The sequence below is a fragment of the Xanthobacter sp. ZOL 2024 genome (assembly GCF_052932325.1).
This window is the reverse complement of sequence record NZ_CM128808.1, coordinates 4,122,782-4,140,893: the sequence shown is the minus strand read 5'-3', so window position 1 is coordinate 4,140,893 and position 18,112 is coordinate 4,122,782. Positions and strand designations below refer to the sequence as shown.

General features: G+C 66.2%; 13 protein-coding genes and 1 tRNA gene. 8 read left to right on the top strand and 6 right to left on the bottom strand.

All coding sequences use genetic code 11. The features are described from left to right. Positions 1-78: 78 nt before the first annotated feature. Positions 79-1,731, top strand: coding sequence for a long-chain-fatty-acid--CoA ligase (locus tag ACU4E7_RS18960; RefSeq protein WP_238122882.1), 1,653 nt, complete (start codon positions 79-81; stop codon positions 1,729-1,731). On the opposite strand, the gene ACU4E7_RS18955 is transcribed toward ACU4E7_RS18960, so the two are convergent. The 4 genes from ACU4E7_RS18955 to ACU4E7_RS18940 all read right to left on the bottom strand — a co-directional run bounded on the left by ACU4E7_RS18955 (position 1,725) and on the right by ACU4E7_RS18940 (position 6,071). Beyond that, on the bottom strand, positions 1,725-2,972 hold the full coding sequence (locus ACU4E7_RS18955) for an ArsB/NhaD family transporter (RefSeq protein ID WP_238122881.1): 1,248 nt from the start codon (positions 2,970-2,972) through the stop codon (positions 1,725-1,727). The genes ACU4E7_RS18960 and ACU4E7_RS18955 overlap by 7 nt on opposite strands. 63 nt (positions 2,973-3,035) lie before the next feature. Beyond that, positions 3,036-3,908 carry a polyphosphate kinase 2 family protein gene (locus ACU4E7_RS18950; RefSeq protein WP_447019811.1) on the bottom strand — a complete coding sequence of 291 codons (873 nt, stop codon included), beginning with the start codon at positions 3,906-3,908 and terminating at the stop codon, positions 3,036-3,038. Positions 3,909-4,025: 117 nt separating this feature from the next. Beyond that, positions 4,026-4,886, bottom strand: coding sequence for a hypothetical protein (locus ACU4E7_RS18945; protein WP_447019810.1), 861 nt, complete (start codon positions 4,884-4,886; stop codon positions 4,026-4,028). A 75-nt stretch (positions 4,887-4,961) separates the two neighbouring features. After that, on the bottom strand, positions 4,962-6,071 hold the full coding sequence (locus tag ACU4E7_RS18940) for a linear amide C-N hydrolase (protein ID WP_238122878.1): 1,110 nt from the start codon (positions 6,069-6,071) through the stop codon (positions 4,962-4,964). Positions 6,072-6,566: 495 nt separating this feature from the next. Here ACU4E7_RS18940 and ACU4E7_RS18935 point away from each other — a divergent pair, with 495 nt between their 5' ends. The 7 genes from ACU4E7_RS18935 to glsA all read left to right on the top strand — a co-directional run bounded on the left by ACU4E7_RS18935 (position 6,567) and on the right by glsA (position 15,967). Further along, positions 6,567-6,860 (top strand): YtcA family lipoprotein, encoded by a 294-nt coding sequence (locus tag ACU4E7_RS18935; protein ID WP_447019809.1) that lies wholly within the window; start codon positions 6,567-6,569, stop codon positions 6,858-6,860. 3 nt (positions 6,861-6,863) lie between these two features. Further along, complete coding sequence (gene mdtN, locus ACU4E7_RS18930) at positions 6,864-7,913, top strand: multidrug transporter subunit MdtN (protein ID WP_238122876.1); 1,050 nt, start codon at positions 6,864-6,866, stop codon at positions 7,911-7,913. Next, positions 7,897-9,783 carry an FUSC family protein gene (locus ACU4E7_RS18925; protein WP_447019808.1) on the top strand — a complete coding sequence of 629 codons (1,887 nt, stop codon included), beginning with the start codon at positions 7,897-7,899 and terminating at the stop codon, positions 9,781-9,783. The genes mdtN and ACU4E7_RS18925 overlap by 17 nt, the downstream gene beginning before the upstream one ends. 5 nt (positions 9,784-9,788) lie before the next feature. Further along, the gene (locus ACU4E7_RS18920; RefSeq protein ID WP_238122874.1) at positions 9,789-11,333 is read left to right on the top strand and encodes a TolC family protein; all 1,545 of its coding nucleotides are present in this window, start codon (positions 9,789-9,791) and stop codon (positions 11,331-11,333) included. Positions 11,334-11,815: 482 nt separating this feature from the next. Further along, entirely contained in the window at positions 11,816-13,222 is a 1,407-nt protein-coding gene (locus ACU4E7_RS18915; protein ID WP_443267817.1) for a glutamate decarboxylase, read from the top strand. A 192-nt stretch (positions 13,223-13,414) separates the two neighbouring features. After that, on the top strand, positions 13,415-14,941 hold the full coding sequence (gene gadC, locus ACU4E7_RS18910) for a glutamate:gamma-aminobutyrate antiporter (protein WP_447019807.1): 1,527 nt from the start codon (positions 13,415-13,417) through the stop codon (positions 14,939-14,941). A gap of 78 nt (positions 14,942-15,019) precedes the next feature. Beyond that, the gene (gene glsA / locus ACU4E7_RS18905; protein WP_238122872.1) at positions 15,020-15,967 is read left to right on the top strand and encodes a glutaminase A; all 948 of its coding nucleotides are present in this window, start codon (positions 15,020-15,022) and stop codon (positions 15,965-15,967) included. A 341-nt stretch (positions 15,968-16,308) separates the two neighbouring features. On the opposite strand, the gene ACU4E7_RS18900 is transcribed toward glsA, so the two are convergent. Beyond that, positions 16,309-16,383: transfer RNA gene (locus ACU4E7_RS18900), tRNA-Glu, on the bottom strand. Positions 16,384-16,656: 273 nt separating this feature from the next. Next, the gene (gene glnA, locus ACU4E7_RS18895) at positions 16,657-18,072 is read right to left on the bottom strand and encodes a type I glutamate--ammonia ligase (RefSeq protein ID WP_238122480.1); all 1,416 of its coding nucleotides are present in this window, start codon (positions 18,070-18,072) and stop codon (positions 16,657-16,659) included. Positions 18,073-18,112 lie beyond the last annotated feature (40 nt).

The following is an 18,112-nucleotide window of genomic DNA, read 5'->3' as shown; positions in this document are numbered from 1 at the left end:
ATAGCGGGTCGGCCGCGGTGTGGCGCTGCTCCAGCCAGGGGTTGCCGCCATCCCTTCCGGCTCTCGGGGAGAACGCCTATGCTCGATCGTCTCGATGGGGGCGCCATCGTGCCCGTTCCGGTGCCGGAGCTGCTTGAGGCCAGCGTCGCCGCCTTCGCGACGCGCCCCGCGCTCAATTTCTTCGGTCGCAAATGGACCTACGGGGATTTGGGGCGGCTGGTGGACCAGGTGGCCGCGGGCCTGCAGGCGGAGGGCGTCGGCCCCGGCAGCAAGGTGGGCCTGTGCCTGCCCAACACGCCCTATTCGGTGATCTTCTTCTTTGCCGTGATGAAGGCGGGCGGCACGGTGGTGAATTTCAGCCCGCTCTATGTGGAGCGCGAGCTGCGCCACCAGATCCGCGATTCCGGCACGACGATGATGGTGGTGCCGGACCTGAAGATCATCCATGCCCGGGTCGCCGCAGTGGCCCATGAGGCGGGCCTGCGCCGCATCGTCGTGTGCCCGATGGCCGGTGTGCTGCCCACCGTGAAGGGCATCCTGTTCAGCCTCTTCAAGCGCAAGGACCACGCGGTGTTTGATCTCGGCGATGGTCTGCATCTGCCGTTCGATCGGCTGCTGGCCCATGGCGCCACACCGAAGTCGGTGCGGATCGATCCCGTCAACGATATCGCCGTGCTGCAATATACCGGCGGCACCACCGGCGTGCCCAAGGGCGCCATGCTGACCCATGCCAATGTCTCCGCCAATGCCCGTCAGGTGCTGCGGCATGCGGATTGCGAGCGCATCGGCGTCTCCAAGGTGCTCGGCGTGCTGCCGCTGTTCCACGTCTTCGCCATGCAGACGGTGATGATCATTCCCATCTGCCTGGGGGCCGAGATCGTGCTGGTGCCGCGCTTCGCCTTGGGCGACGTGCTGGATCTCATCGAGGCGGAAAAGCCCACCATGTTCCCCGGCGTGCCCACCATCTATGCCGCCATCAACGGCGCGCCGGGCATCGAGCGGCGGGACCTGACGGCGCTCACCCTGTGCATTTCCGGTGGCGCTCCACTGCCGAAGGAGGTGCGCGAGCGCTTCGAGGTCCTCACCGGCTGCAAGCTGGTGGAAGGCTATGGGCTCAGCGAGACATCGCCGGTGGTCAGCGCCAATCCGCCGCTGGGCCTGGTGAAGGACGGCTCGGTGGGCACCGCATTGCCGGAGACGATGATCGAGATTCACGATCTCGCGGATCCGCAGCGGCTGTGTCCGATGGGGGAGAAGGGGGAAGTGTGCGTGCGCGGCCCGCAGGTGATGCGCGGCTACTACAATCGGCCGCTGGAGACCGCCGACGCCTTCCTCAACGGGGCCCTGCGCACCGGCGATGTGGGCTACCTCGATGCCGACGGCTACCTGTTCCTGGTGGACCGCATCAAGGACGTGATCCTGTGCGGCGGCTACAATGTCTACCCGCGGGTTATCGAGGAGGCGCTCTACCTGCACCCGGCGGTGGCGGAGGCGGTGGCCATCGGCATTCCCGACAGCTATCGCGGCCAGGCCCCGAAGGCGTTCGTCACCCTGCGCGAGGGCGCGCAGGTCAGCCCGGCGGACCTCATGGAATTCCTCTCCGCCCAGATCTCCAAGATCGAGATGCCGCGCGAGATCGAGATCCGCGACAGCCTGCCGAAGAGCGTGGTTGGCAAGCTTTCCAAGAAGGAACTGGTGGAAGAGGAGCGGGCGCGCACGCCGGGTCAGTAGGCCATCAGCAGGATCCATCCGGCGGCCAGGATCATGCTGGCGACGGTCACCGGCACGCCGGCCCGCGAGAACTCGCTGAAGCTGATCTTGACGCCGCAGGCGGCCGCCTGCTCCACCACGATGATGCCGGCCAGGCTGCCGAACACGATCAGGTTGCTCGATAGGCCAATGCCGAGCCCCAGCGCGGCGCCGAGCGCGTCGCTGCTGCCACCGAGGCTGAGGAAGGGCACCAGAAGCATCACCGCCGGGCTGTTGCCGACAATGTTGCTGAGCCCGCCGCCCACCAGATACAGGGCCAGCGGATCAGCGAGGTCGATGCCCGCTCCGCGCAGGTCCGACAGCAATGTCTGCGGCAAGCCGGTGGCCGCCATGGCGGCATTCACCACGAACAGCCCCATGATGAACAGCAGCAGGTTGCCGTCCACGTGCCCGAGCATGTCGCGCGACGAGATGGTGCGGTTGATGAGCAGCACGCCAGCGGCTGTGAGGGCGATGATGTCGCGCGGCCAATCGCTGGCGACGAACGCCACCACCACGGCGATCGTGACGAGGCCCGCCTTCACCGTCTCCCAGACATCAAGCGCCGGCGTCTGGGCGGCCGCAGGATGCGCCGGTGCCGGCCCGCCGGCGGGGGCCGCCAGGGCCCAGCGGCGACGGTAGAGCAGGGCGATCACCCCCCATACCAGCGGCAGGCAGATCAGCACCGGCAGCGCGGTGACTTTCAGAAAGCCGTTGAAGGACAGGCCCAGCTCCTGCGCGAGGATCATGTTGCGCGGGCTGCCGATCAGAGTGCTCGATGCGCCGATGTTGGCGGCGAAGCAGAACGCCAGCAGGAATGGCACCGGATTGAGCCCGCGCGCCAGGGTGGCGGAGACCAGCAGCGGGGTCATCGCCACCACCACCACGTCGTTGGTGAGGACGGACGACAGCACCGCTCCCACGAAGATCAGCACCGCAAGCAGGGCCGGTGCGCTGAGCGGCAGGGTGGCGATGCGCCGCGCGGTCCAGCCGTAGAAGCCGGAGACCACGAAGGCGGCGGAGACCACCATGAGGCCGAACATCAGGCCCATGCTGCGGTAATCGATGGCGTCCCAGGCGCCTTTGGCGGTGATCGAGCCGACCGCCATCATGGCCAATGCGCCGATCACGGCCGCGCCCGTGCGGTCCACCATGAAGCCGGGCAGCTTGCCGACCGCCATGACCACATAAACGAGGAAGAAGATAAGAAGGGTCAGATCCATGAGGCTTCGGGTCACATGCGGTTCGGCGGGGGCGGGAGCGGGGCGGGGCCCGCCAGGCGGAGATTACCCCTTCAGGCGGGAGGGATCGGCATCAGTGGCTGCCGGATCCGCCACCACGGCCGCGTGGTAGACGCGGCGGATGTGCGCGATGTCGACGCTGGGCGCGGGCAGCTGGAGGTTCATCTCATCGAGAGTCTTCTCGATGATCTGGGAAACGGCGAGATTGCGGAACCATTTGTGGTTGGCGGGAATGACATACCAGGGCGCGTGGGGGGTGGAGCATTTCGCCAGCATGTCCTCATAGGCGGCGGTGTACTGGTCCCAGAAGGCGCGTTCCTTGTAGTCGGATTCGCTGATCTTCCATTGCCGCGCAGGATCCTCGAGCCGCTGGCGAAACCGCTCCAGTTGCTCTTCCGGCGTGATGTAGAGGAAGAACTTGAGGATGGTCACGCCCTTCTGGGTCAGCATCTTCTCGAAATCGTTGATCAGTTCGTAGCGCTTCGACCACACCGCGGCGGGCACGAGATCGTGCACCCGCACCACCAGCACATCCTCGTAATGAGAGCGGTTGAACACCGCCACCTGGCCGAGCCCGGGCGTGTGGGGATGCACGCGCCAGAGAAAGTCATGCAGCAGTTCTTCCTCGGTGGGCTGCTTGAAGCTCTTCACCGTGCAGCCCTGGGGGTTCATGGCGGCCATCACGTGCCAGCAGGTGCCATCCTTGCCGGCCGCATCGATCCCCTGCAGGATGATCAGCAGGGCATGCTTCTTCTCGCCATAGAGCTTCTGCTGCAACGACCCGAGCCGCGTCGCCTGAGCCTCCAGATCCGCCTTTGCATCGGCGCTGGACCTGTAGCTGCCATGAAAGGCGGCATCCACGTCGCTCAATGTGATCCGGCTGCCGGGTTCGACGACAAGCCGTTTGCGCAGGTCCATGCCCGTTGTTCCGCTCTGCTCCGGGGGTCCGTTGATCGTGGTGTGGGGGCGCTGGCTGACGCGGTAGGCTAATGCCGGCTCCATGACCGCGCAATGACCGATGCATCACGCGCTTCCTCATGCGGAGGCGGCTGTCCTGGCCTCGCGCATGGTGAGCAGCGCTCCGACGAAGAAACACAGCGAGCCGGCGAACAGGTGGGTGTTGCCAACGACGCCAATCCAGCTCGCATCTGGCCGCTCCGGTGAGAAACTCAGCACCGCCCCGGTCATGAAAGCGATGCAGCCCATCAGGTTCACGAACACGATCTGCCAGGACAGCTCGGCGGGCTTCCAGCTCCAATAGCCGCCACTCACCTCCAGGTAGGCGAGGTAGCCGGAAATGAGGAACAGAAGCGAGCCCACCATGTCCGGGGTCCAGACCCAGATGTCCTGGGCTCGCCAGGTGTTGGCGGTATGCAGCGCGTTCCAGGTGTTGAGGTTGAACGCCAGCGTGCCGAGGAACTGGGCGAAGGTGCTGAGCCAGCCGGCGCTGTGCGGCTGCCAGCCGATCACCATGACGCGCTGATGTGGCGCGTCCTGCGGCTTCACCGAGAAGACGCTGGCATTGGCGGCCTGAAACAGCTGCAGATAGGCGGCGAAGGTGAAGGGCAGGGAGCCCAGGAAGAAGATGATGCCCACGTCCCGGCTCGGAACCGGGAGGGCGTGCGGCGGCACCAGGGAGAGCAGGGCGCCCGCCATGAACAGCAAGGCGCCGATGGCGAAGGCGAGACCGGTCAGCCAGTTGTAGCCACGGGTCTGCCACAGGGGCACCGGCAGGTGCTCGAGGCCGCGGGCCCAGCGCTCCAGCCCCTTCCGGTGATCGCGGGCCCGCCAGATGAAATGACGTCCCGCCAGGGTGTAGCTGCGAAAGGTGATGAACGGCCACGGGCCGGCGACATGGATGTGCAGCCGGTGAAACGGGGAAGGTGGGGCCGTCATCAGGAGCCTCCGGCGCGTTTCGGGTGCCAGGCGCCACAGGGCGAGCCCGGGCTCGCCCTGCAAGGCACCGCGACACTAGGCGGCGCTGATGAGCTGCGCGGTGCCATCAGTTGCGGCCACATCCAGCTTGCGCGCCGCCAGGACCTTGGGCTCGGTGACGGTGGCGAGCGCTTCAAGCTCGAACCGGGAATAGCTCAAGGCGAGATAATCGCGGAAATAAAAGACCTTGCGGTCGAGATCGCCGAGCACGGTCCAGCAGGTGTATTCGGTGGCGTAGGGCTGGCTGCCGGATTCCGGCAGGCCCTTGACTTCCAGCTGGCTGCTGTCCTCGCCGGGATAATCGATGGTGATGCCCCGCGGACGATCGAAATTGTTCATCACGTGGGCGAGGGTCTGCACAGCCGCATCAGGTGTCGCCGCGCGTTCGGCAAACTTCGTGTAATAGGCGGCGCGCACGAAGCGACCCACCGAGGTGTTCGAGCTCGGCAGGCCCGCCGTGGCGATGCCGGAATCGGGCTGGGACGCTTTGTAGCTCCCGAACGTGGTCTGCGACTTATCCACGTTGCTGAGGAAGGTGTAGTTGTCGAGATTGGTCAGGTGCCAGGGGAATTCGGGGCCATTGGTCATCACCCCCACCGGGTTGTCGTAGAGATTGAGCTTGCCGGCGCTGAACTCGATCACCAGGGCCGCGCCGCTGGGGTCATGCGCCACATAATGGAAGGGCGAAACGGAGCCGCCCAGGATCGCCAGCGGCTCCAGCAGAATCGGCTGGGCGGCCATGGCGGCCTTCACTTCGGCGACGGTGGCGAACTGGCCGAGGATCCAGCTGCCGAGATCGCTTGCGGACAGCACCGCCTTGGTCATCTCGACCGCACGCTGCGCGCCGGCGGCGCCGGGGTAGGCGAGCAGGCTGAAGGTGAGGCCCTGGTCGTTCAGACCCTCCAAAGCCTTGAGATCTTTCAGTTCCATGGGGGCAGCGGCGGTGGGCACACGCGCCGGCATGGCGACCGAGATGAAGGGGTACTTGGCGGTATAGGTGAGCGGCGCGTGGCCGTCGATCTGCGAGGTGTTGGTGATGCCGGCCGGCAGATAGACGAGCTGGTAGGGCAGATCGACCGTCAGCTCCATGGTCCGGCCGAAATAGACCCGTTCGGCCGCGTCCCGGTAGGCGAGCGACGTGCACATTTCAGCATTCCTTTCCAGCGATGCGCGAATGGTGCCAAGTGAGGCGACGCGACAGGAGATTCGGGGGGGCCGACCACCAAAGGCCAGATGGTGCCCCGCTGCTGCTTCGTCGCACACTTCCGACCCGGCGAAAAGGCTGCAAGACATTAGGGGCACGCGCCACCGGGCGCTGGCGACTGATCGGACTTTTGTGATGCCGCGCGAAGCGGTTGGGATCGCGGTGCCTTCTCGCCAACCCTCTCCCATTTGGGAGATATTCCACGGCGCCGTCAGCCGCTATCCACATCAGGCGCCGACTGGGCGTCGCGGCGCGGCTGGCGCGCGGGCGCCATTTGATTTTTGGGGCCTGCGCCGTTAGGCCTTTGTTAATGCTTGGCGTCGGGTGCAAGCTGTCATCTGCGATCATGTCAGGGGCTGCTCTCGGTCTTGGCAGCGCCGGGGCAGGGCGTTCCGGCGACGTCATCCATTCGCATGTGGGGGCTGCGCAAGGTGTTGATGGGGCGTGAGCCGGGCGGGGTCCGGAGATGGCGCGGTGTTGCCGGCGCGGTGCTGCTCGGTGGCATGCTGTCGGCCTGCGCGCCGCTGGGGGCGCCGTCCCTGTCCATGTTCGGGGCTTATTTTCCCTCGTGGCTCGCCTGCGCGGTCGCCGGAATCCTGGGCGCGGTGGTGCTGCGCTTCGTGTTCATCCGCCTCGGCATCGACGATGCCCTGCCCACGCGCTTGCCCATCTATATCGCTTTGGCGGCAGGGCTGGGCTTCCTGGTGTCCCTTCTCAGCTTCGGACGGTAGAGCGTGAACGACGCGGCCAAAGCCCATTCCCGGCGCTCCCTCGGCATCCTCGTCAGCGTGGTCGTGCTGGTGGCGGCGGCCGCGTTTGGCTGGCGTTATTTCCACAATGCGGCGCTCAACCCGTTGTCACAGGATGCGGTCCTCACCGCCGAGGTGGTGAACGTGGCGGCGGCCGTTCCCGGGCGCATCGCTTCCGTGGGGGTGGTGGACAACGGGACCGCGCGCAAGGGGGAGCTGCTGCTGGCCCTCGATCCCACGGTGTACCGCCTGCAGGTGGATCAGGCGCGGGCCGATCTGCAGATCGCCGAGGCCGCCTATGCCGATCGCCAACGGGCGGTGTCGGCGGCCCAATCCAATGCGATCATCGCCCGCGAGCAGGTGACGCGGGCCCGCTCCAACCTGGCGCTGGCGACGCAGACCCTGGCCCGCCTGGAGGCATTGCGGCCGAAAGGCTATGTCAGCGCCCAGCAGGTGGATGATGCCGCCACCGCCAAGCGCGATGCGGAAATCAGCCTCAAGCAGGCGCTGGAGCAGCAATCGGCCGCCGATGTGCTGGTGAGCGATGCCGCCGCGGCCAAGGCACTGGTGGATGCGCGCCGCGCCGCACTGGCCCTGGCCGAGCGGGCGCTGGCGGACACCGAGGTGCGGGCGCCGTTCGACGGCAAGGTGGTGGGCCTCTCCACCGGTCCGGGTGAGTATGTGCTGCCCGGGCAATCCATCTTCACCCTCATCAATTCCGAGGCATGGTTCGCCTCGGCGGCGTTTCTGGAGACCGAGCTGCCCGGCATCGCCGTGGGCAATTGCGCCACCGTCTTCGCCCTGGCGGACCGCACCCTGGCCCTGCGCGGCCGGGTGGAAGGCATCGGCTGGGGTGTGGCATCTGAGGAACTGATCAATCTGCCGCGCAAGATGCCCATCGTGCCCAAGACGCTGGATTGGGTGCGCATCGCCCAGCGCTTCCCGGTGCGGATCCGCCTCCTGGATCCGCCACCGGCTCTGATGCGGGTGGGCGCCTCCGCCACCGCGACGGTGCACCATGGCAGCAGCTGCTAAGTCGCCCTGGCCGGCGGTCGCTCACCAGGCATGGCTGGATCTGCTGCCGTTTCCCGGCCGGTTCGGGCAGGCGTGGCGGGTGGCGCTGCTGTGCGCGCTGGTGGCGGGCGTGGCCATGCTCTACAAGGTGCCGGAAGCGGCCATCGGCTGCTATCTCGTCATCTATCTCGCCCGCCCCGATGGCGCCGAATGCGTGGGGCAGGGCATCGGCCTCATCATCCTCGCCAGCATCGTGGTGCTGGCCATGGCGCCGGTGATCCAGGTGACGGCGAACTATCCACTGCTGCGCATCGCGGTCATTGCCGGCACCTCCTTCGTCTTCGTCTATCTTGGGGCGGCCTCGCAACTGGGCGAGATCGGCTCCATCATCGCCCTCGTCATCGCCTTCATCCTAACCCTGGTGGATGATCTGCCGGCCGGAGAGATCGCCACCCGTGGCCTGCTCTATGCCTGGCAGATGGCGGTCATGCCCATGGCGCTGATGATCGTGTTCAACATGGTGCTGGGGACCTCGCCCCATCGTCTGCTGCGCGCCACGATCAGCACGCGGCTACAGACGGCTGCCGCGGCTCTCGATCATCCCGACCTCGCCGCGGAGACTAAGCTGCGTTCAGCTCTGGCCGACGGCAATGGGGGCGGCGATCAGCAATTGATGCTGGCCCGGGTGTTTCACACCGCGCCGACGGCGGATTGCGACTGGCTGCAGGGAGCGCTGACCACCAGCTATCAGCTGCTGCTGGCGGTCGCCGCCTTGCCGGCCACGGCGGCGACCCAGGTGCGTGGCTCCCTCGCCGGCCGCTGCCGCGAGGCGGCCGCTGCGGTGGCGGCCGGGGGCCGCCCACCGATGCCTTCGGAGGCTGACGGCACACCCCTCGCGGAGCCGGAGGGCACCATCCGCCGGTCGCTGGCGGGGTTGGCGCAGGCCGATGGGGGCACCCGCACGCCGCCGGCGAAGCCGCCGTTCTTCGCCTCGGATGCGCTCACCAATCCGGACTACCAGCGCTTTGCGCTGAAGACGACGGCGGCGGCGCTGACCTGCTACATCATCTATTCGCTGATCAACTGGCAGGGCATCCACACCGCCATGGTCACCTGCTACGTGGCGGCGCTCGGCACCACCGGCGAGACGGTGCACAAGCTGGTGCTGCGTATCAGTGGCTGCCTGGTGGGGGCGGCGTTGGGCTTCGGCGCCATCCTGTTCGTCATTCCCCACCTGTCCTCGGTGGGGGGATTGATGGGGCTGGTGTTCTGCGGCGTGCTGGTCGGCTCCTGGGTGTCGGCGGGCAACGAGCGGATTTCCTATGCCGGTGTCCAGGTCGGCCTGGCGTTTCTGCTCACCATCATCAGCGGCTTTGCTCCCAGCCTCGACATGGATTCGGGGCGTGACCGCATCGTCGGCATCCTGCTGGGGAATGTGGTCGTGTATCTGATCTTCACCGGAATCTGGCCGAAGAGCGCGGTGCGCGACGTGCACGAGCGGCTGGCGCGCGCGCTCGCCGCCGCCGGCCGCCTGGCCGGCATGGACCCGGCGGCGCGGCTGGCCGCCACCAGTGAAGCGGCGCTGGTGGAGACCGAGGTTGAAAAGGCGAAGGAGCAATTGCGGCTGCTGCCGTTCGAGCCAAAGGCGCTGTTGCCGTCGCGGTTCGGCATCGCTCGGCTGGAATTGCTGGTGCGGGAGGTGCGCGCGTTGCTGCCGCAGCTGATCTTCGCGCCCGAAGCCTCCAGCGAAACGGCCCGTCGGCTGGCCGCCGCCGCAGCCACCCTGGACGGCGCGCCCGGCGGGCCGGCGTCCGGCGGGGCGGGGGAGGCCGACGACGAGGGGTCCGTGCTGGCGCGCGCCCGGCGCATCCAAACCCTGGCGGCGGGGTGATGGCGATGAAGCTGCCGCTTTTCCCACGGATGGCCCGGCTGCTGCCGGTGCTGCTGGCATCGGCGCTGCTGGCGGGCTGCGCCGTGAGCGCTCTCGACAGCGCGCCCGCCGATCCGTCTCAGCCGTGGACGCCCGAGGCGAGCACCAGCGCCAATGCCGCCCCCGAGGCTGCGGTGGCGGACGGGCCGCGCAAGCCGGTGTTCAGCGTGCCGGCGGATCCGGAGGTGGTCGCCCTGCAGGCCCCGGCGCCGATCGAGCCGAACAAGACCTATGGCCTCGCCGAGCTGATCGACATTGCCCAGACCCAGAATCCGGCAACCCGGGTGGCCTGGCAGCAGGCGCGCCAGATGGCGCTGGCGTCGGGCATGGTGGCCGCCACCTATCTTCCCCTCATCAGCGCCAATGTGATCGGTGGCTACCAGAAGCTGTCCTCACCCCTGCCGGTCTCCATTGGCAACATCAATCAGGTGAGCACGTCCATCGATGGCATTTCCCCGCAGATCGCACTGCAATGGCTGGTGTTCGACTTCGGCCAGCGGGGCGCGCTGCATGAAGCGGCGCAGCATAATGCCACGGGGGCCAATCTTCTGTTCAACGGCGTGCATCAGAAGATCATCTACGACGTGACGCGCGCCTACTTCCTCCATGGAGCGGCGCGCAGCCGGGTGACCCTCGCCGAGCAGAACCTCGGCAACAGCCGCAAGATCGAGGATGCCGCGCAGGAGCGCATGCAGAAGGGCCTCGGCACCAGCGTCGACGTGGCGCAGGCCCGCCAGCAGGTGGCGCAGGCGCGGTTCGGCCTGGTGCAGGCGCAGGGCGGCGAGCGCGATGCGTATCAGGCGCTTCTCGGCGCCATGGGGATCTCGCCCCTGACGGCGCTGAAGGTGCGCGAGGCCAATGGCCGCCGCCTGCCGGAGAGCGTGGGTGCGCCGACCGAGAGGATGATCAAGGCGGCGCTGGCGCAGCGTCCCGACGTGCTGGCGAGCTTCCAAGCCCTGAAGGCGACCCAGGCGGGCATCACCGCCGCCCAGGTGGAGTTCCTGCCCAAGGTGTTCCTGGGGGCGGTGGCCGCCACTGGCAACACCAATCTCAGCGCCACGGGCCTGCCCACCATCGGCCAGCAATCCTCGGCCTCGGGGGTGATGGTGGGCGCCACCATGCCGATCTACGACGGCGGGCTGCGGGCGGCACAGCTGAAGAATGCGGAATCGCTCAGCGCTGCCAGCGCCGCCACCTTCCAGCAGGTGCGCGATGCAGCTGCGCGGGAGATCGTGGTGAGCGCCCACACCCTGCGCTCGGCGCTCGCCTCCTACCAGGCCGCCACCGCCCTCGCCAGCGCGGCGGCGGTCACTTATGACGCAGCGCTGGAAGCTTATCGCAACGGGGTGGGCAACATTACCGTCGCCACCGCCGCCGACAGCGGGCTGCTCACGGCGCGCCAAGCCCAGTCCGACGCCCATGCTGCGGCGTTGGTGGCCGCGGCGAATCTCGCCTTTGTGCTCGGGGCGATGACCTCCTCCGAGACTCCAGCGGCGCTCATTGCCCGCTGACCGGGAGCGCACGGAGGAGCGCGGCGCGCCGGTAACCTAATAATCTCTCTATTATGCCGACTTATGCGCGGGGACCTCCCAAATAGGATATTTCCTATCGGGAGCAGGCGGGCCATGGTGCGAAGCGCCTGCGGAAGGGGGCCCTTCAATGTCAGACGGTGTGCCACCAAACCGCCACACCGTTGTCACGGTCTAATCCATTTTATTCTTGTTGTTGCATAGCAATGTGAGATGCTGTTCTCAGGTGACGGTTTCTGGTTGGGGCAGCCGATGAGGTTGCAGGGACCTGGTTCACCGGCGCGACACCTCGTCGAGAGGTGGACGTGCGCAAGTTCGGTCGAACGGTGGTTGTCCCACGCGGGAAGCGTCGCGAGCGGAGCAAGGAGTTTCGGGGCTTGGTGGCCCCGTAAGATCAAGCCGACGGACAAAGGTGTCCACGGCTTGAGGTGTAGTGTGCTCTGACTTGAAAGGGAGGCCAAGCTTTGACTTCGGACCCGTCCAAAACCAATCTGCGTGACGATCTTCTGGATGATGTCTATTCATCCAGCGATCTGCTCGGCAAGCTGCCGAAATTCGAGTTCCCGGCGGTGGAGAAGGAGCCGCGGCACGTCTTCACTGCAGTGCGCGACGAGTTGATGCTGGATGGCAATTCGCGTCAGAATCTGGCGACCTTCTGCCAGACCTGGGTCGATGAAGAAATCCGCGACCTCATGGCCTTGTCCATCGACAAGAACATGATCGACAAGGACGAGTATCCGCAGACCGCGGAGATCGAAGAACGCTGTGTCCACATGCTCGCCGATCTGTGGAACTCGCCCGAGCCCCACAAGACCATCGGCTGTTCCACCGTGGGGTCGTCCGAGGCCGCCATGCTGGGCGGTCTGGCGCTCAAGTGGCAGTGGCGCAAGAAGCGCGCTGCGGCCGGCAAGCCGACGGATAAGCCGAACCTCATCTGTGGCCCGGTGCAGATCTGCTGGCACAAGTTCGCGCGGTACTTCGACGTCGAGCTGCGCGAGATCCCGCTCGAGGGCGATCGGCTCATCATGAATGCCGAGGAAGTGCTCAAGCGGGTGGACGAGAACACCATCGGCGTGGTGCCCACCCTCGGCGTCACCTTCACCTGCCAGTACGAGCCGGTGAAGGCGGTGAGCGATGCGCTGGATCAGCTGCAGAAGGACACGGGCCTCGATATCCCGATCCATGTGGACGGCGCCTCTGGCGGCTTCCTCGCGCCCTTCTGTGCGCCGGATCTGGCGTGGGACTTCCGGCTGCCGCGGGTGAAATCGGTCAACTCCTCCGGCCACAAGTTCGGCCTCGCGCCCCTGGGTGTGGGCTGGGTGGTGTGGCGGCAGGCGTCCGACCTGCCCGAGGAGCTGGTGTTCAACGTGAACTATCTGGGCGGCAACATGCCCACCTTCGCGCTGAACTTCTCGCGTCCGGGCGGGCAGGTGATTGCCCAATACTACAACTTCCTGCGGCTCGGCCGCGAAGGCTACGCGAAGATCCAGAACGCCTGCTACGAGACCGCGCAGTATCTTTCCCGCGAGATCGGCGCCCTCGGGCCGTTCGAGATCCTGTTCGACGGCGACAGCCAGGCCGGCATTCCCGCCCTGTGCTGGAAGCTGAAGGATAAGGCGGGCATCGGAGGCTACACCCTCTATGACTTGGCCGACCGGCTGCGCAGCCGCGGCTGGCAGGTGCCGGCCTATTCCATGCCGGCCAATCGCGAGGATCTGGTGATTCAGCGGATCCTGGTGCGTCACGGCGTCAGCCGCGATCTCGCCAGCCTGCTGCTCGACGACATCAAGCGGTCGTTGGACTATTTCGCTAAGCATCCGGTGACGAAGCCGCTGACGTCGGCTGAGGCCAGCGGGTTCAACCACAACTGACACGAGCCGGCCGCGGGCACGCACCAGGCGTGCTCGCGGTGGCCGGGCGGGCTTCGGCCCGCCTTTGGCGCGCGGGTGGGTGGAGCTGAGGCGCCACCGGCCGTGCGCCATATGCCTTGCGCACTTTGATTGGGGGCGGGCATTTCCGTCCGGGATAGGCCCGCGGGCCGTGGCAAGACAGGGGCATTCAGCATGGCGACCAGCGCCGCAACCGCACCGGTAAAGCAACTCACACTTCTTGGCTTCTTCGCCATCACCGCCTCCATGGTGATGGCGGTCTATGAGTATCCCACCTTCGCGACATCGGGCTTCAGCCTGGTGTTTTTCCTGCTTTTGGCGGGCATCTTGTGGTTCATTCCGGTGGCGCTCTGCGCGGCGGAAATGGCCACCGTGGAAGGCTGGGAGGAAGGTGGTGTGTTCGCCTGGGTGTCCAATACCCTGGGTGAGCGCTGGGGCTTTGCGGCCATCTCCTTCACCTATCTGGAGATCGCCATCGGCTTTCTGCCGATGCTCTACTTCGTTCTGGGCGCGCTCTCCTACATCCTCAACTGGCCAGCGCTGAACAATGACCCGGTGGTGAAGACCATTGCTGCCATCGTGCTGCTGTGGGTGCTCGCCTTCACGCAGTTCGGCGGCACCAAATACACCGCGCAGATCGCCAAGCTCGGCTTCTTCGCCGGCATTCTGGTGCCGGCGCTGCTGCTGGTGGTGCTGGCGGTGTGGCATCTGGCCAGCGGCGCTAAGCTCGAGATCGTGATGGATGCCACGACCTTCTTCCCCGACTTCACCAAGATCGGGACGCTGGTGGTGTTCGTCGCCTTCATCCTGTCCTACATGGGCGTGGAGGCCTCGGCCACCCACGTGAACGAGATGGCGAACCCCGGCCGGGATTATCCCATTGCCATGTTCCTGCTGATGATCGCGGCCATCGTGCTGAGCTCCATCGGCGGTCTGGCGGTGGCCTCGGTGGTGCCGCTGGATCAGATCAACCTGTCGGCCGGCGTGGTGCAGACCTTCCAGGCCCTTATCAGCGCCCATGGCCCCGGCTTTGAGTGGGTGGTGCGTGTGGTGGCGGCCCTGCTGGTTCTGGGCGTTCTGGCGGAAATCGCCGCCTGGATCGTGGGCCCCTCGCGCGGCATGTATGTGACCGCCCAGCACGGCATCCTGCCGACGGTGGCGGCCAAGGTGAACAAGAATGGCGTGCCGGTGCCGCTGGTGATCTTCCAGCTGTGCATCACCACGCTGGCCATCATCGTGTTCACCAACATGTCGGGCAGCAACATGTCGTTCCTGATCGCCATGTCGCTCACCGTCGTGCTCTACCTCATCACCTACTTCCTGCTGTTCCTCGCCTACATCAACCTCACCCTGAAGCACCCGGAGAAGAAGCGCGGCTATCGCCTGCCGGGCAGCACCGGCTTCCGCGTGCTGGTGGCGGCGGTGGGCTTCATCATCTCGGCCATGGCGTTCGTCATCTCCTTCGTGCCGCCGAGCGGCCTGCCGGGTGGTGATGCCGACGAGATCTATGTGGGGCTGCTGGTGGCGAGCTTCCTGATCGTCCTGGTCATTCCGTTCATCGTCTATGCCGTGCACACGAAGAAGGGGAAGACGCCCCAGGCCGATCTCGTTCACATCAAGTCGCACAACGCGCCCGAAGGCCACTTCTTCGTGCACCCCCGCGCGCGGCCGACCCATATCCTGGTGCCGCGCGACAAGTGAGCGCCGGACCGATCCGGCTTGCGACGCTCCGGGCGGGTGCATTGCATCCGCCCGTCCTCCCGAGAACAGGACCATCCCATGTCATCATCTGACATCGAAGCGGCCATGGCCGCCGGCTATGCCGCCGCGAAGGCCACCAGCGGCGGCAAGAATGCCGACTACATTCCCTTCCTCGCCTCCGTCCCGTCCGATCTCCTTGGCGTTGCCGTCGTCACCGCCGAAGGCGCCGTGCACAAGCTCGGTGATGCGGATTACGGCTTCGCCATCGAATCCATCTCCAAGGTCTTCACCTTGGCGCTGGTGATGGAGACCCTGGGCGCGGCGGCGGTGCATGAGAAGGTGGGGGCGGACCCCACGGGCCTGCCCTTCAATTCGGTGGTGGCGCTGGAGCTGCACAATGGCAAGCCGCTTTCCCCGCTGGTGAACGCGGGCGCCATCGCCACCGCCAGCTTGGTGCCGGGCGAGACCGCCGATGCCTGTTGGGCGGCCATTCTCGATGCGCAGAGCCGGTTCGCCGGCCGGAGCATCGCCCTGAGCCCGGAGGTCAACACCTCCGAGCAGAGCACCAACTTCCACAACCGCGCCATCGCCTGGCTGCTCTACAGTGCGGGCACCTGCTACAGCGATCCCATGCGGGCGGTGGATGTCTACACCCGCCAATGCTCGACGCTGGTGTCGGCGGTGGACCTTGCCACCATGGGCGCGACCCTGGCGGCGGGGGGCGTCAATCCCGTCACCAAGCAGCGGGTCATCGGCGAGGAGAAGGTTCCCGAGATCCTGGCCGAGATGATGATGGAAGGCTTTTACACCGCTTCCGGTGACTGGGCCTACACGGTGGGCCTGCCGGGCAAGAGCGGCGTGGGGGGCGGCATTCTGGCCGTGGTCCCCGGGGTGCTGGCCATCGCCGCCTTCTCGCCTCCGCTGGACGACGCCGGCAACAGCGTGCGCGGTCAGGTGGCCGTGGCCACGGTGGCCCAGCATCTCGGCCACAACCTGTTCGCGCCCCGCAAGACGCCGGCCGCCTGAACCCGGCGCCGATCTGGCGCGCAGCCAAAAGAAACGGCCTGGCGGACGCGCGTCCGCCAGGCCGTTTTGCATCTGGAAGGGCGGAAGGCAGGGCGTTTTGCGCCGATGGGGCGACGAACCAGATAGGTTCCCGTGGCTCGATCTGCCGCAGCCAGATTCAAGCTGGGCGCCATGGTGCCGCATGGGGGCCCACATGCCTGCGCGACACATCCGTGTGGGTGATCGAAGCGTCCGCATTCGCCCCGCGCCTGATGGGGGCTCCCGGATCACCGATGGTTCTGGAGAGTGCCGCACAGGCCGCCGAACCTGCCCATTCGGGCGTTCGCGATCAGGTGCGGAATTGGCGCGCCCTAGGAGAATCGAACTCCTCTCTCCACCGTGAAAGGGTGGCGTCCTAACCGATAGACGAAGGGCGCTGACGCATTGCGCTTATAGGGGGGGGGCTTCGCCTCTGCAAGCACCTCAATGGAGTTTTCCAAAGGCATGCGAGCGGCCCTTCACCGGGTCTCTGTGCGGGTGCTGAGAGGGAGGTCCAGGGTGCTTGCGGGGCGCAGTGCGTGGCCGCGCGTGGGCAACAGATAAGGGGGCGCGAAAAAGAAAATGGGCGCCCACCAGGGACGCCCAAGTCTGCAGGATAACGTGCACATCAGCCGGTGCCCCGCGGACGGGGCACCGAAGAGGCGCAGGCCTCAAACCGAGTAGTACATCTCGAATTCGACCGGGTGGGGCGTCATTTCAAAACGCATCACTTCGGCCATCTTCAGATCGATGTAGGATTCGATGAAGTCCTTCTGGAAGACATCGCCCTTCAGCAGGTACTCGTGGTCGGCGGCGAGCGAGGCGAGGGCCTCACGCAGCGAGCCGCACACGGTCGGGATCTCCTTGAGCTCCGCCGGGGGCAGATCGTAGAGGTCCTTGTCCATGGCCTGGCCGGGGTCGATCCGGTTCAGGATGCCGTCCATGCCGGCCATGAACAGAGCGGCGAAGGCGAGGTAGGGGTTCGCGCCCGGGTCGGGGAAGCGGACCTCGACGCGCTTGGCCTTCGGGTTGTTGGTGTAGGGGATGCGGCAGGAGGCCGAGCGGTTGCGGGCCGAGTAGGCCAGCAGCACCGGAGCTTCATAGCCCGGGACCAGACGCTTGTAGGAGTTGGTCAGCGGGTTGGTGAAGGCGTTGATGGACTTGGCGTGCTTGATGACGCCGCCGATGTACCACAGGCATTCCTGGGACAGGTCCGCATACTTGTCGCCGGCGAAGAGCGGCTTGCCTTCCTTCCAGATGGACTGGTGGACGTGCATGCCCGAGCCGTTGTCGCCGAACACCGGCTTCGGCATGAAGGTGGCAGTCTTGCCATAGATGTTGGCGACCTGATGGATGCAGTACTTATAGACCTGCATCTGGTCGGCCATGCTCACCAGGGTGGCGAACTTCATGCCCAGCTCGTGCTGCGCGGAAGCCACCTCGTGGTGGTGCTTCTCGACCGTCACGCCCATCTTGGCCATGGAGGCCAGCATCTCGGAACGCATGTCCTGAGCGCTGTCGATCGGGGGAACCGGGAAGTAGCCGCCCTTGGTCTTCACGCGGTGACCGAGGTTGCCGCCCTCATATTCGGTGTCGGCGTTGGTGGGCAGCTCCACCGAGTCGAGCTTAAAGCCGGTGTTGTAGGGATCGGCCTTGAAGCGGACGTCGTCGAAGATGAAGAACTCGGCCTCGGGGCCGAAGAACACGGTGTCGCCGATGCCGGTCGACTGGGCATAGGCCTCGGCCTTGCGGGCGATGGAGCGCGGGTCACGGCCATAGGGCTGGCCGGTGGTGGGCTCCAGCACGTCGCAGACGATCGACAGGGTCGTCTCGGAGAAGAAGGGGTCGATGCAGCAGGTGGTCGGGTCCGGCATGAGCAGCATGTCGGACTCGTTGATGGCCTTCCAACCGGCGATCGAGGAGCCGTCGAACGCCGTGCCCTCGGTGAGGAACTCTTCGTCCACCATGCAGATGTCGAAGGTGACGTGCTGCCACTTGCCACGCGGATCGGTGAAGCGCAGGTCGACGTACTTCACATCCTCGCTCTTGATGAGGTCGAGGACGTCCTTGGCCGTCTTGGTCGTCATGTGAATGTCTACCTTTCTGCGGAAAACTTTGGATTTTTCT

Bases quoted from the DNA above. Each gene is read 5' to 3' on its own strand.
- ACU4E7_RS18960 (WP_238122882.1), top strand. From the start codon at position 79: ATGCTCGATCGTCTCGATGGGGGCGCCATCGTGCCCGTTCCGGTGCCG.
- ACU4E7_RS18955 (WP_238122881.1), bottom strand. From the start codon at position 2,972: ATGGATCTGACCCTTCTTATCTTCTTCCTCGTTTATGTGGTCATGGCG.
- ACU4E7_RS18950 (WP_447019811.1), bottom strand. From the start codon at position 3,908: ATGGACCTGCGCAAACGGCTTGTCGTCGAACCCGGCAGCCGGATCACA.
- ACU4E7_RS18945 (WP_447019810.1), bottom strand. From the start codon at position 4,886: ATGACGGCCCCACCTTCCCCGTTTCACCGGCTGCACATCCATGTCGCC.
- ACU4E7_RS18940 (WP_238122878.1), bottom strand. From the start codon at position 6,071: ATGTGCACGTCGCTCGCCTACCGGGACGCGGCCGAACGGGTCTATTTC.
- ACU4E7_RS18935 (WP_447019809.1), top strand. From the start codon at position 6,567: ATGGGGCGTGAGCCGGGCGGGGTCCGGAGATGGCGCGGTGTTGCCGGC.
- ACU4E7_RS18925 (WP_447019808.1), top strand. From the start codon at position 7,897: ATGGCAGCAGCTGCTAAGTCGCCCTGGCCGGCGGTCGCTCACCAGGCA.
- ACU4E7_RS18920 (WP_238122874.1), top strand. From the start codon at position 9,789: ATGAAGCTGCCGCTTTTCCCACGGATGGCCCGGCTGCTGCCGGTGCTG.
- gadC (WP_447019807.1), top strand. From the start codon at position 13,415: ATGGCGACCAGCGCCGCAACCGCACCGGTAAAGCAACTCACACTTCTT.
- glsA (WP_238122872.1), top strand. From the start codon at position 15,020: ATGTCATCATCTGACATCGAAGCGGCCATGGCCGCCGGCTATGCCGCC.
- glnA (WP_238122480.1), bottom strand. From the start codon at position 18,072: ATGACGACCAAGACGGCCAAGGACGTCCTCGACCTCATCAAGAGCGAG.